Annotated in this window: 10 protein-coding genes and 1 tRNA gene; 5 read left to right on the forward strand and 6 right to left on the reverse strand. The window is 68.2% G+C overall.

The annotated features are described in order from the left end of the window. Nucleotides 1-53: 53 nt before the first annotated feature. From hrpA to ACWD4G_RS41405, 3 genes are all read left to right on the forward strand, one after another. On the forward strand, nucleotides 54-4,022 hold the full coding sequence (gene hrpA / locus ACWD4G_RS41395) for an ATP-dependent RNA helicase HrpA (protein WP_451303130.1): 3,969 nt from the start codon (nucleotides 54-56) through the stop codon (nucleotides 4,020-4,022). Between the two features lie 241 nt (nucleotides 4,023-4,263). Further along, nucleotides 4,264-4,338: transfer RNA gene (locus ACWD4G_RS41400), tRNA-Asp, on the forward strand. A 129-nt stretch (nucleotides 4,339-4,467) separates the two neighbouring features. Next, a complete protein-coding gene (locus ACWD4G_RS41405) occupies nucleotides 4,468-4,659 on the forward strand; it encodes a DUF6274 family protein (protein ID WP_451303132.1) in 192 nt (63 codons plus the stop codon). 552 nt (nucleotides 4,660-5,211) lie between these two features. On the opposite strand, the gene bldC is transcribed toward ACWD4G_RS41405, so the two are convergent. Both bldC and ACWD4G_RS41415 read right to left on the reverse strand, forming a co-directional pair. Next, the gene (bldC, locus tag ACWD4G_RS41410) at nucleotides 5,212-5,418 is read right to left on the reverse strand and encodes a developmental transcriptional regulator BldC (protein WP_003949541.1); all 207 of its coding nucleotides are present in this window, start codon (nucleotides 5,416-5,418) and stop codon (nucleotides 5,212-5,214) included. 593 nt (nucleotides 5,419-6,011) lie between these two features. Next, nucleotides 6,012-6,872 carry a hypothetical protein gene (locus ACWD4G_RS41415; RefSeq protein ID WP_451303134.1) on the reverse strand — a complete coding sequence of 287 codons (861 nt, stop codon included), beginning with the start codon at nucleotides 6,870-6,872 and terminating at the stop codon, nucleotides 6,012-6,014. Between the two features lie 254 nt (nucleotides 6,873-7,126). Between ACWD4G_RS41415 and ACWD4G_RS41420 the strand changes: the two genes are divergently transcribed. Both ACWD4G_RS41420 and ACWD4G_RS41425 read left to right on the forward strand, forming a co-directional pair. Further along, entirely contained in the window at nucleotides 7,127-8,218 is a 1,092-nt protein-coding gene (locus ACWD4G_RS41420; protein ID WP_451303136.1) for a Leu/Phe/Val dehydrogenase, read from the forward strand. A 366-nt stretch (nucleotides 8,219-8,584) separates the two neighbouring features. Continuing rightward, nucleotides 8,585-8,857, forward strand: a complete 273-nt coding sequence (locus ACWD4G_RS41425) for a DUF3073 domain-containing protein (RefSeq protein WP_451303138.1) — start codon at nucleotides 8,585-8,587, stop codon at nucleotides 8,855-8,857. A gap of 243 nt (nucleotides 8,858-9,100) precedes the next feature. Here the strand turns inward: ACWD4G_RS41425 and purM are convergent, their stop codons facing one another. The 4 genes from purM to ACWD4G_RS41445 all read right to left on the reverse strand — a co-directional run bounded on the left by purM (nucleotide 9,101) and on the right by ACWD4G_RS41445 (nucleotide 13,537). Next, nucleotides 9,101-10,177, reverse strand: a complete 1,077-nt coding sequence (gene purM / locus ACWD4G_RS41430; protein ID WP_451303140.1) for a phosphoribosylformylglycinamidine cyclo-ligase — start codon at nucleotides 10,175-10,177, stop codon at nucleotides 9,101-9,103. A 45-nt stretch (nucleotides 10,178-10,222) separates the two neighbouring features. Beyond that, a complete protein-coding gene (gene purF / locus ACWD4G_RS41435; protein ID WP_451303142.1) occupies nucleotides 10,223-11,752 on the reverse strand; it encodes an amidophosphoribosyltransferase in 1,530 nt (509 codons plus the stop codon). Nucleotides 11,753-11,836: 84 nt separating this feature from the next. Then, nucleotides 11,837-12,673, reverse strand: coding sequence for an META domain-containing protein (locus tag ACWD4G_RS41440; protein ID WP_451303144.1), 837 nt, complete (start codon nucleotides 12,671-12,673; stop codon nucleotides 11,837-11,839). A 66-nt stretch (nucleotides 12,674-12,739) separates the two neighbouring features. Next, the gene (locus tag ACWD4G_RS41445) at nucleotides 12,740-13,537 is read right to left on the reverse strand and encodes a sterol carrier family protein (protein ID WP_451303146.1); all 798 of its coding nucleotides are present in this window, start codon (nucleotides 13,535-13,537) and stop codon (nucleotides 12,740-12,742) included. Nucleotides 13,538-13,643: the final 106 nt, after the last annotated feature.

Genomic DNA, 13,643 nt, shown 5'->3' on the forward strand with positions numbered 1-13,643 from the left:
GGACGCAAAAGCGTTCGCCCCTCGTTTCGTCGAGGTGAGATCCTGGGTCGCGTATGTCCACTCACCCTGCCCCCGCCTTCGGCGCCCTCGCCCCCCGCCTGGCCGAGCTGTCCCTGCGTGATGCGCATCGGCTCGGGCGCAGGCTCGAAGGTGCGCGCAAGATCCGTAAGCCCGAGGCCCGGGCCGCCGTGCTCGCCGAGATCGAGGCGGAGGTCGCCAAGGGCGAGGCCCGTATGGCCGAGCGCGCCGCGCGTGTCCCGGCCGTCTCGTACCCCGAGCAGCTGCCCGTCAGCCAGAAGAAGGACGAGATCGCGGAGGCCATACGCGATCACCAGGTCGTCATCGTCGCGGGTGAGACCGGCTCCGGGAAGACCACGCAGATCCCCAAGATCTGTATGGAGCTGGGGCGTGGCGTGCGCGGCATGATCGGGCATACGCAGCCGCGGCGGATCGCGGCCCGTACGGTCGCCGAGCGTGTGGCGGAGGAGTTGCGGACGCCTCTCGGTGAGGCCGTCGGCTGGAAGGTGCGGTTCACCGACCAGGTCAACCCGGACGCCACCTTCGTCAAGCTGATGACGGACGGCATCCTCCTCGCGGAGATCCAGACCGACCGCGAGCTGCGCGCCTACGACACGATCATCATCGACGAGGCCCACGAGCGGTCCCTCAATATCGACTTCCTGCTCGGATATCTGGCGCAACTGCTGCCCAAGCGGCCCGATCTCAAGGTCGTCATCACCTCGGCGACCATCGACCCCGAGCGCTTCTCACGCCACTTCGGCGACGCCCCGATCGTCGAGGTCAGCGGCCGTACGTATCCGGTCGAAGTGCGCTATCGGCCCCTCCTGGAGGAGGACGGGGACGACGCCGACCGCGATCAGATCACCGCGATCTGCGATGCCGTCGAGGAGCTTCAGGGGGAGGGCAAGGGCGACATCCTCGTCTTCCTCTCCGGTGAGCGGGAGATTCGGGACACCGCGGATGCGCTGATCAAGAAGCAGTACCGCTTCACTGAGGTGCTGCCGCTCTACGCGCGGCTCTCGCATGCCGAGCAGCACCGCGTCTTCCAGCCGCACACCGGGCGCAGGATCGTTCTGGCCACGAACGTCGCCGAGACCTCCCTCACCGTCCCGGGCATCAAGTACGTCATCGACCCCGGCTTCGCCCGGATCAGCCGGTACAGCCATCGCACCAAGGTGCAGCGGCTGCCGATCGAGCCGATCTCGCAGGCCAGCGCCAATCAACGCAAGGGCCGCTGCGGTCGTACGTCCGACGGTGTCTGTATCCGGCTGTACAGCGAGGACGACTTCAATGCGCGGTCCGAGTTCACTGACGCCGAGATCCTGCGTACGAATCTCGCCTCCGTCATCCTCCAGATGACCGCCGCCGGCCTCGGTGACATCGAGAAGTTCCCCTTCATCGATCCGCCGGACCACCGCAATATCCGCGACGGCGTGCAGCTCCTCCAGGAACTGGGGGCGCTCGACCCGGCGGAAAAGGACGTACGCAAGCGGCTGACCCCGATGGGGCGCAAGCTCTCCCAGTTGCCCGTCGACCCACGCCTCGCCCGGATGGTCGTGGAGGCCGACAAGAACGGCTGTGCCCGCGAGGTCATGGTGATCGCCGCCGCGCTCTCCATCCAGGACCCGCGCGAACGCCCCGCCGACAAGCAGACCCAGGCCGACCAGCAGCACGCCCGCTTCAAGGACGAGTCCAGCGACTTCCTCGCCTTCCTCAACCTCTGGCGGTACATCCGCGAGCAGCAGAAGGAGCGCGGTTCGTCCTCGTTCCGACGGATGTGCAAGCAGGAGTATCTGAACTTCCTGCGCATTCGCGAATGGCAGGATATTTACAGTCAGTTGCGGACCGTCGCCAAGCAGATGGGTATCCATCTGAATGAGGAGGATGCCGCCGAGCAGCATGTGCATGTCTCGCTTCTCGCCGGGCTGCTCTCCCACATCGGGATGAAGGACGTGAAGGAAGCCGGGCGGGAGGGCGGGAAAAACACAGCGAAGAACGAGTATCTGGGCGCCCGGAACGCCAAGTTCGCCGTTTTCCCGGGCTCGGCCCTCTTCAAGAAGCCCCCGCGCTTCGTGATGTCCGCCGAGCTGGTGGAGACGTCCCGGCTCTGGGCCCGCGTCAACGCCAAGATCGAGCCGGAATGGGTGGAACCGCTCGCCGAGCACCTGCTCAAGCGGACCTATAGCGAGCCGCACTGGGAGAAGGACCAGGCGGCCGTGATGGCGTACGAGAAGGTCACGCTGTACGGCGTGCCGATCGTGGCCCAGCGCAAGGTCAACTTCGGCCGGATCGACCCGGAAGCCAGCCGCGAGCTTTTCATCCGCAACGCACTCGTCGAGGGCGACTGGCGTACCCACCACAAGTTCTTCGCCGACAACCGCCGACTCCTCAGCGAGGTCGAGGAGTTGGAGCACCGGGCGCGGCGCCGGGACATCGTGGTCGACGACGACACCCTCTTCGACTTCTACGAGCAGCGCGTCCCCGAACACGTCGTCTCCGGCGCCCACTTCGACTCGTGGTGGAAGCACAAGCGGCATGAACAGCCGGACTTCCTGGACTTCGAGCGGGAGATGCTCATCCGGGAGTCTGCGGAGGCTGTCACCAAGGCCGACTATCCCGACTCCTGGCGGCAGGGACAGCTGAAGTTCCGGGTCACGTACCAGTTCGAGCCGGGCGCGGACGCGGACGGTGTCACCGTCCACATCCCGCTCCAGGTCCTCAATCAGGTCACGGACGAGGGCTTCGACTGGCAGATCCCAGGGCTCAGGGAGGAGTTGGTGACGGAGCTGATCCGTTCCCTCCCGAAGCCGATCCGCCGCAACTACGTCCCGGCGCCGAACTTCGCCAAGCGCTTCCTCGACCAGGCGGTGCCTCTGCAGGAGCCGTTGACCGTCACGCTCGCCCGTGAGCTGAAGCGGATGGTGGGGGTCCCGCTGACGGCCGACGACTTCGACCAGTCCCGCGTCCCCGACCATCTGAAGATCACGTTCCGGATCGTCGACGAGCGTCGCCGGAAGCTGGCCGAGGACAAGGATCTGGAGTCCCTGCGCCTCCAGTTGAAGCCGAGGGCGCGAAAGGCCCTCTCGCAGGCCGCGGCGGCGACCGCCGAACGCCAGGGCGGTGAGTCCCTGGAGCGCACCGGCCTGACCGACTGGACGATCGGCACCCTCACCCGGGTGTTCGAGACCCGCCGCGCCGGCCAGCCGGTGAAGGCGTACCCGGCACTGGTGGACAACGGCGACACCGTCTCCGTACGCCTCTTCGACACGGAGGTGGAGCAGGCCGAGGCTATGTGGAAGGGCACTCGGAGGCTCATCCTCCGAAACATCCCGGTCAATCCTGCGAAGTTCGCGAGCGAAAAGCTCACCAACGCACAGAAGTTGGCGCTCTCGGCCAATCCGCACGGTTCCATCCAGGCTCTCTTCGACGACTGCGCGATGGCCGCCGCCGACAAACTGATCGCCGACTTCGGCGGCCCGGCCTGGGACGAGGAGTCGTACCGCAAGCTCTACGACAAGGTCCGCGCCGAGATCGTGGACACCACGGTCCGTACGGTGGGCCAGGTGCAGCAGGTGCTCGCCGCCTGGCAGGCGTGTGAGCGCCGCTTCAAGTCCACCCGCAGCCCCGCGCTTCTGGCCAACCTCAGGGATGTGCGCGCCCAGTTGGACGCGCTGGTGAAGCCGGGCTTCGTGACCGAGGCGGGCCTGCGCCGGATGCCCGACCTGATGCGCTACCTGGTCGCCGCCGACCGCCGGCTCCAGCAGATGCCGACCGGCGTCCAGCGGGACACCGCCCGGATGGAGAAGGTCCATGAGATGCGGGACGAGTACGCCTGGCTGCTGGAACAGCAGCCGCAGGGCCGCCCGATCCCGTCGGCCGTCCTGGACGTCCGCTGGATGATCGAGGAGCTGCGGGTCAGCTACTTCGCCCATGCGCTGGGCACGGCCTATCCGATCTCCGACAAACGGATCGTGAAGGCGATCGACGCGCTGGCGCCGTAGGCGGAAGCCCACGGCCACGGCCCGCACCCACGGCCGACGACCAGCAGCTCGACCGGCGGCCGGCGGCTTCAGTCGGCGCCCAGCGCGGCGTCGGCCGGCGAGCACCTGGCTACCCGCCGCCGGACGGCCTCGTTGGCCGGTAACGAGGCATATACGTTAAGTGAGTTCGACCGAGGGCCTCCCCTCCTGTACAGTCTCTTCTCGCAGGCCAGCGCGGGAAACCGCACCGCCTGTGAAGCAAGGTCCTGTGGAGCAGTTTGGAGTGCTCGCCACCCTGTCAAGGTGGAGGCCGCGGGTTCAAATCCCGTCAGGACCGCAGTGATGTACGAGAGGCCCGCGTCCGGGTAAAGGACGCGGGCCTCTTCGCGCGTGCTGCCGCCGGGGGTTGACGGCGTCACATTCCGCCGGTACCTCAGAAAAAGGACCCGACCCCCGGAGGTGGCGTATGGCGGCGTCCGCTCGGCACGAGACCCGCGCACTGCTTCGCGCTCATCTGTCGGCCGCCTCCTCGTACCGCCATCTCACGCGCCACTGCCCCATCTGCCACAGACTGCTCCGGCTGGCCACGGAACCCTCCACGGCGGCCGAGGACGGCACCGAGGGCCCCACGGACGCGGAGAACCCCTCCAGGGCGTAAACCGGGCTGTCGCGCGCCCCCTGGCGCACGCCGGGCTCAACACAGGCGTGAGGGCCCCGGATCGGGGAATCACCCCCACAGGGGAGCGACGCTCCCTCAACTCCCGCCTCCACTACCGCAGATGAGGCACCGCCAACAAGCAGCACGGCATGTGATGGGTGTCACTGTAGAAGTTTCCGGAAGGTAGCTTCTTACGGACCCCCTACAACTGGTCAATTTAATATGTGCAATTGCACCAGTCGGCAGAGGCCCCTCACGAGAGATCCCACACCCCTCCCCAGAGTCCGACAGAGCCGCTCACACACCCGACCAGAACCCTGCGTTCCGGTGCTCCCGGGCACAAAAAAATCGCGCTGGACCCGGCGGAGTCCAGCGCGATCGACGACGCACCCTTGTGGACAAGCTCTGCGGTGCTCGGGCGTGGGACCTGTTGGGGCAGGACCCGCGTCGCTTGGAGCGGTAGTGCAGCTCACTTGTGAAAAATCACTGAGCTGCGGTTTCGGGCTTCCCGGCCAGTGGGGGACCAGCCGAAATGCCCCGTTATGCAGTTGTTCAGGCCTCGCTGCGCTGCTGCGGAATACCCGCCAGCAGGGCGCGGACCTCGGCCTCGCGGTAACGGCGGTGTCCGCCGAGCGTGCGGATGGACGTGAGCTTGCCGGCCTTCGCCCACCGCGTGACCGTCTTCGGGTCGACACGGAACATGGTGGCGACCTCAGCCGGGGTCAGCAGCGGCTCGGCATCAGGGGTGCGAGCGGTCATGAGCGGCCTCCTCGGGAGAACCGAACCTTCTCGGTTCTTTCCTCTAAATTCTGCACCTTGACCCGCGTTGCCCGAAATGGCGGACGCGAGTCGAGTCGGTTATAGGACGAACGGCTTGTCCTCGGCACTACAACTACACCATCTGTCCAGCCGCGTCGGCCAAACCGATGGAATTGCCCTCCCAGGTAGTCATCAGCGACGGATGCCGATGGACCATGCCATAGCGGACAGTCACGCCACTGTGACGATCAGTCACAGTGGCGCTCAGGAGTCACGAGACCCCCCAAAAGCTTGCAATGCTGAGATTCCACCCATAGATGAGCAGAGGGAGCCTCCCCCGGACTCCTTGTCCTATTTTGGCATGAGGAGGTGCGTAAGAGGCAAGGCCCACGTAAGTGCAATCCGTCACGCTTGACGCCTGCTTGACACAAAAGCCCGGATCGATGGCCTACGTCCCATGATGACTCCTCCATGGGACTTCGGTACGTCAAGCCTGGGCCAAGGGTGGACAGTTCACCATGCTTCAGCCTATGTGGAAAGCCTTTTCCCAGGCGCCCCACAAGTCACAAGTACGGCTGAGATGTTCGAACGACTCAGTTCGCCGAGCGACGGTCCCGTACCGCCCGCCAGCGCTCGACCAGACGCCCGTACGCCTCCCCGGCGGCCAGGCCGTCCCCCGTCCGCAGGGCTTCGATGCCCTCGGCGACATCGGCGGCCGAGTGGTCGCCGTCCAGTTCGTCGGCGGGCAGGACATGGACCAGGCCGCCGTAGTCCAGCTCGACGAGCGAGCGTGGATGGAACTCCTCCAGCCAGCGGCCCACATCGATCAGCCCGTCGATCAGCGGCCCCTCGTCGAGTGCCTCCCTGAGCGCCCTCAGCCCCCGCGCCACCCGCCGCCGGGCCTGCACCATGGGAGTGCGATAGCGAAGCACGGGTGAGTTTTCGGCCGATCCGATCGATCCGGCCGACCCCTTCTCGTACATCCGCTCGTCGTCGGAGACCAGGACGAACCAGTTCAGCGGGACCTGCCAGGTCGCCGTGCGAATCCACGGGCGGGCGTCGGGGTTGCGGGCCATCCAGCGCTCGTAGTCCTGGCTGGCCTGCCGGCGCACCAGTGGCGGCAGCACCGCGTCGAGGACCGGGACGGGCAGCTCCTCCGCCAGATCGCCGAGCGCCTGCCAGCCGCGCAGCCGGGTCCGCCACGGGCAGACGCAGACCACCCCGTCGACCTCCAGCACAAAGGCGTCGCTGCTCTCGTGCACCGGCACGGCGACGGGCGGGATCGGCAGCAGATCGGCCAGCGAGCGGCGCAGCTCGTCCTGGTACGACGGCCGGTCGGTACGCCGGGCGTAGCGTGCCCAGTGGGTGCGCTCGGGCTCGGGGAAGGCGGCCAGCGGCTCGTACACGCGGAGGTAGGACGCGTACGGGACGATCACCGAGGACACCTTGGGCACGCCTCCTCCCTCCCCCGCGAGCACTCGCGGAAACCTGCTGAACCCGCCCATGAACGGGCAGGAAACATGTGCGGACCACACCACGGCCGTACTCCGGGAGTGGGTGATCCTGTGGCTGCGCCGATGTCGGGCGGCCTCAGGCTCTACTCTCATCCCACAGCCCCCGCCACCCTCCCCCACTGCCCAAAAGGCGTGGGGGGACCCCCATGGAAGGCTGTCACCGAACCGCCGCTCATCACCCAGGAGTCACCACAGTGACCGAAGTATCTGACGGCGTCCTGCACACCCTGTTCCACTCGGACCAGGGCGGTCACGAGCAAGTCGTGCTCTGCCAGGACCGGGCCAGCGGCCTCAAGGCCGTCATCGCCATCCACTCCACAGCGCTGGGACCCGCCCTCGGCGGCACCCGCTTCTACCCGTACGCCACCGAGGCCGAGGCCGTCGCCGACGCGCTGAACCTCGCGCGCGGGATGTCGTACAAGAACGCCATGGCCGGACTCGACCACGGCGGCGGCAAGGCCGTGATCATCGGGGACCCCGACCGGGACAAGACCGAGGAGCTGCTGCTCGCCTACGGGCGGTTCGTAGCCTCACTCGGCGGCCGGTACGTCACCGCGTGCGACGTCGGTACGTATGTCGCCGACATGGACGTCGTGGCACGGGAATGCCGCTGGACGACGGGCCGGTCGCCGGAGAACGGCGGGGCCGGGGATTCGTCCGTCCTCACCGCCTTCGGCGTCTATCAGGGCATGCGCGCCTCCGCCCAGCATCTGTGGGGCGACCCGTCGCTGCGGGCCAGGCGCATCGGCATCGCCGGCGTCGGCAAGGTCGGCCATCACCTCGTCGAACACCTGGTCGCGGAGGGTGCCGAGGTCTTCGTGACCGACGTACGGGACGAGGCCGTGCGGCGGATCACCGAGCGGCACCGCGATGTCATGGCCGTGGCCGACACCGAGGAGCTGATCCGGGTCGACGGCCTCGACATCTACGCCCCCTGCGCCCTCGGCGGCGCGCTGAACGACGACTCGGTGTCCGTGCTCACGGCCCGGGTGGTGTGCGGCGCGGCCAACAACCAGCTCGCGCACCCCGGTGTCGAGAAGGACATCGCCGACCGCGGGATTCTCTACGCCCCCGACTACGTCGTGAACGCCGGCGGGGTCATCCAGGTCGCCGACGAGTTGCACGGGTTCGACTTCGAGCGGTGCAAGGCGAAGGCCGCGAAGATCTACGACACCACGCTCGGGATATTCGCACGTGCGAAGACGGATGGGATTCCGCCGGCCGCCGCGGCCGACCGGATCGCCGAGCAGCGGATGCACGAGGCCGACGCCGCGCGCCGGCGCTGACCTTCCGGGGCCCTCCGCCTCCGCCGGGCGGCGGGGGGCCGAAGTCCCTACGAGAGTTGTGCGGCTTTCGCGCGCGAGGGTCGCACGACTTCGGGCGGTACCCGTCGATGGCTGTAGAGAGAACTCTCACTCCGACCGGCGGGTCGTCCGCCAAGAAAGGGTTAAAATCGCGGTTGACCAGCGGGGACAGGGCTCCCCGAGGGTTCTGGGCACAGGCACGTCCTGCGGGCGACGTACCGTATGGGCGCGGGCTCAGGTACCGTGGAAGCCCTACGGACCGGTCTCTCCACGGAGAGCCCGTTCCAGATCATGAACGCGTGTCAAGACTCTGGGGCCGTCGAGCCCCGTCACCGAGGGGGTCGAGCCATGGGGCGCGGCCGGGCCAAGGCCAAGCAGACGAAGGTCGCCCGCCAGCTGAAGTACAACAGCGGTGGGACTGACCTGTCGCGTCTGGCCAGCGAGCTGGGCGCTTCGACGACTTCGAGCCAGCCGCCGAACGGCGAGCCGTTCGAGGACGACGAAGACGACGAAGACAACCCGTACGCGCGGTACGCGGAGTTGTACAACACGGATGACGACGAGGATGACGAGGACGATGAGTCCGGGCCGTCCTCGCAGTCGCATCGCCGCGGGGCTTGACCTTGTAGCTGCGCTTTCCCGGTCCGAGCGGGTTGCCCGCCGGGCCGGGCTTTGTGCTGTCCGTTGGGGTCTTGGGCGCCTAATAGCTCGGGGAGCACTGTGCTTTGCGGGTGCGGGTGCGGGTGCGTTGTGGCTGGTCGCGCAGTTCCCCGCGCCCCTTTTCGGACCTGCGGTCCGTCAGGGGCACCGGCGCCCCTGAAAAGTGCGGCCCTTCGGGCCGTCAGGGGCGCCGCCGGTGACCAGCTACGCGTAGTCGCCCACCAGTTCCGCGCCCGTCTCGTAGTCGCCACGGTCGGTGATTTCGCCTGCCACCCAGGCGTCCACGCCCCTGTCGGACAGGGTCGACAGGGCCACGTCCACCGACTCCTGCGGGACGATGGCCATCATGCCGACCCCCATGTTCAGGGTCTTCTCCAGCTCCAGGCGGTCCACCTGGCCCGTCCTGCCGACCAGGTCGAAGATGGGGGCCGGGGTCCAGGTGGAGCGGTCCACTGTGGCGTGGAGGGTGTCGGGGATCACTCGGGCCAGGTTGGCCGCCAGGCCGCCTCCCGTGATGTGGGAGAAGGCGTGGACGGCTGTGGTGCGGGTCAGCGCCAGGCAGTCGAGTGAGTAGATCTTCGTCGGCTCCAGCAGCTCCGCGCCGAGGGGCCGACCCAGCTCCGCGATCTCCGCTTCCAGGGAGAGACCCGCCTGGTTCAGGAGGACGTGGCGGACCAGCGAGTACCCGTTCGAGTGAAGGCCGGACGATGCCATGGCGATCACCGCGTCACCCTTACGGATGCGATCCGGGCCGAGGAGGTGGTCGGCCTCGACCACGCCCGTGCCGGCGCCGGCGACGTCGAAGTCGTCCTCGCCGAGGAGGCCGGGGTGCTCGGCGGTCTCGCCGCCCACGAGGGCGCAGCCCGCCAGGACACAGCCTTCGGCGATGCCCTTGACGATGGCGGCGACGCGCTCGGGGTGGACCTTGCCGACGCAGATGTAGTCGGTCATGAACAGGGGCTCGGCGCCGCAGACCACGATGTCGTCCATGACCATCGCGACCAGGTCGTGGCCGATGGTGTCGTAGACGCCGAGCTGACGGGCGATGTCGACCTTGGTGCCGACGCCGTCCGTGGCGGAGGCGAGGAGCGGGCGCTCGTAGCGCTTGAGGGCGGAGGCGTCGAAGAGGCCGGCGAAGCCGCCGAGGCCGCCGAGGACCTCGGGGCGCTGGGTCTTCTTCACCCACTCCTTCATCAGTTCGACGGCGCGGTCGCCCGCCTCGATGTCGACGCCCGCGGCTGCGTAGCTGGCGCCGCCCTCGGCAATAGGTGTCTCAGACATGGCCAAAGAGAGCTTTCGTGTCGTACGGCAGTAAGTGAGAGGCCGTTACGGGCGGCGGATCGCGTCGGCTGCCGCTGTGGCGGCGGGGCCGGCGGCCAGTTCCGTCTCCAGGAGCTGCTTGCCGAGCAGCTCGGGGTCGGGGAGCTCCATCGGGTACTCACCGTCGAAGCAGGCGCGGCAGAGGTTCGGCTTGGCGATGGTGGTCGCCTCGATCATGCCGTCGATGGAGATGTACGACAGGGAGTCGGCGCCGAGCGAGGTGCCGATCTCGTCGATGGTCATGCCGTTGGCGATCAGCTCGGCGCGGGTGGCGAAGTCGATGCCGAAGAAGCACGGCCACTTCACGGGCGGGGAGGAGATGCGGATGTGGACCTCCGCCGCTCCCGCCTCGCGGAGCATCCTGACCAGGGCCCGCTGGGTGTTGCCCCGGACGATCGAGTCGTCCACGACCACCAGGCGCTTGCCCTTGATGACTTCCTTCAGCGGGTTCAGCTTGAGGCGGATACCGAGCTGGCGGATCGTCTGGGAGGGCTGGATGAACGTACGGCCGACGTAGGCGTTCTTGACGAGGCCCGCGCCGAAGGGGATGCCGGAGGCTTCCGCGTAGCCGATGGCGGCCGGGGTGCCGGATTCCGGGGTCGCTATGACTAGGTCGGCCTCGACGGGGGCTTCCTTGGCCAGTTTGCGGCCCATCTCCACCCGGGAGAGGTACACGTTGCGGCCGGCGATGTCGGTGTCCGGGCGGGCCAGGTACACATACTCGAAGACACAGCCCTTGGGCTTCGCGTCCGCGAATCGGGAGGTGCGCAGGCCGTTCTCGTCGATGGCGACGAACTCGCCCGGCTCTATCTCGCGGACGAAGCTGGCGCCGCAGATGTCGAGGGCGGCGGACTCGGAGGCGACGACCCAGCCGCGCTCCAGCCGGCCGAGGACCAGCGGGCGGATGCCCTGCGGGTCACGGGCCGCGTAGAGGGTGTGCTCGTCCATGAAGACCAGGGAGAAGGCGCCCTTGACCTGCGGGAGGACCGTGTGGGCGGCCTCCTCGATGGTCAGCGGCTTGCCGTCCTCGTCGACCTGGGCCGCGAGGAGCGCGGTGAGCAGGTCGGTGTCGTTGGTGGCCGCCACGCGCGGCGTACGGCCGCCCTCCTGCTTGGGGAGGTCGGCGACCATCTCGGCGAGCTGGGCGGTGTTGACCAGGTTGCCGTTGTGGCCGAGCGCGATGGAGCCGTGCGCGGTGGCACGGAACGTGGGCTGGGCGTTCTCCCAGACGGAGGCGCCGGTGGTCGAGTAGCGGGCGTGACCGACCGCGATATGACCCTGGAGGGAACCGAGCGAGGTCTCGTCGAAGACCTGGGACACGAGGCCCATGTCCTTGAAGACGAGGATCTGGGAGCCGTTGCTGACCGCGATACCCGCGGATTCCTGGCCCCGATGCTGGAGGGCGTAGAGCCCGAAGTACGTGAGCTTGGCGACCTCTTCGCCCGGGGCCCAGACACCGAAGACGCCACACGCGTCCTGGGGGCCTTTCTCGCCGGGGAGAAGGTCGTGGTTGAGTCGTCCGTCACCACGTGGCACGCCACCGAGTGTAGGCGAGATCGCGCACCGGTCCGAATCCGGTGATCTCGCCCGCCCCCGTTCCCGACTGCGGGCCGCCGCAGGTCACTTGTCGGCGACTGCGCTGACTCCCGTGTTGTTTTCGCTGGTCAGCGTGATGCTGTGGTGATCGATCCGATATGTCACCGTGCCCTGGAAGAGGTCCAGGAGGCCGCGTTCGACGGTCATGAGTGAGTCGGAGCACATCCGTCGGGTGGTACGCGGGTTGCCGAGGGTGATCCTGTCCTCGCTCACGGTCGCCTCGGCGGAGACCTCGTTGCAGCCGAGGGTGCCGGTGACGGTTTTGGCCTTCTTGTCGAAGGTCAGCCAGGCCTTGCCGTCGGCGGCCTCGGGGAGGGAGGCGGCCACGTCGTGGTCGAGGAGGGCGTCGACCTGCCACTTCGTGCCGTACAGATCGGCGGGCTTCTCCTCGGTGAGCTCGATGACGGCGCCGTCCTCGGAGGTGAGGGTGAGGGTGCCGTCGGTCTTCTCGGCCGTGAGTTCGCCGGAGGAGAGGGTGGACGCGAGGGATTCCTCGAAGTCCATGTTCACGTCGGCGCAGGCCATCTCGGTGGCCATGAACTGCTCGAAGGCGATGCGGTCCCCCTCGACGGCGGCGGTCGAGCCGAAGCCGTTGCAGCCGTAGTTGCCGTCGACCTCGCCGCTGTCGGCGATCTTCAGATACGCGGACTCGGGGGCCTGTTCCGTCTTGCCGTCGACGGTGAGGCTGTCCACGGTCCAGCGGATGCCGGTGACGGCCGACTTCGTCGCGTTCGAGTCTTTGCCCGAACTTGCGTTCGATCCGACGTTGGTGCTGCCGGAGCCGGCCGACTCGGTGCCGCAGGCCGCGAGCAGCGGGAGCGGGAGCAGGGCCAGGGCGGTGAGGGTCAGTCGCTTGTCCATGCCGGTGGGACGGTTGGGGTGGGTGGGCGGTTCCACCTCGTTTTGGCCGTGTTTTTGGAGTGCGGCTCAGCTCATCAGGGGGAGGAGGTGGCTGAGGTCGGCTCGTTCGCCGCCGGCGGTGAGTCTGGCGTCGGCCAGGGCCGTGGGCCAGTCCAGGCGGCCGGTGGCCAGGCGGAGCCAGGTCAGGGGGTCGGTCTCGACGACGTTGGGCGGGGTGCCCCGGGTGTGCCTCGGGCCCTCGACGCACTGCACGACGGCGTACGGCGGGATGCGGACCTCCGTCGAGCCGCCGGGGGCGCGTGCGGCGAGGGTGTCGGCGAGCAGGCGTACGCAGGTGGCGAGGGCGTGGCGGTCGAACGGGATGTCCAGGGCGGGGACGGCGGCGTTGAGGTCGTCGGTGTGGACGGCGAGTTCGATGGTGCGGGTGACGAGGTAGTCGTCGAGGGTCATGGCGCCGGCGCGGGTGTCGATGAGGCGGCCCTGTGGGGTGGTGGTGAGGGCGGCGGTGATGCGCTGGTCGACCTCGGTGTAGAGGGTGGTGAGGTCGGGGGTGGACTCGGCCAGGGTGTGGCTGCCCTCGGCGATGGCGTCGGCGTGCCGGGCGGTCGCGGAGGCGTAGTCGAGGGGGGTCAGCTCGGCCTTCGCGGGCTCCGGGCGCTCCAACGCCCGGTTGACGCTCTCCACGGCCATGGTGATGTGCGCGGCCAGGTCCCGTACGGTCCAGGTGCCGAGGCGGGTGGGCAGGGCCAGCTGGTCCGGGGTGAGGGTGCTCACGGCCTCCCGTACGTTCCCGAACTGGGCCAGGACGGCCTTGCGGGTCTTGGCGGGGTCGTAGGCGCGGGGGCGTTTCTTGGCCGGGGGCATGACAGGGAGCCTATGGGGTCCCTTGAGGTATGAGGTGGGTCCTATGAGGTGGAGAAGGCGGGGGCGGCATGGCGTGCCGCCAGGGCCCTCCGACTGTCAGAAGGAC

The sequence above is a fragment of the Streptomyces sp. NPDC002643 genome (assembly GCF_053592555.1).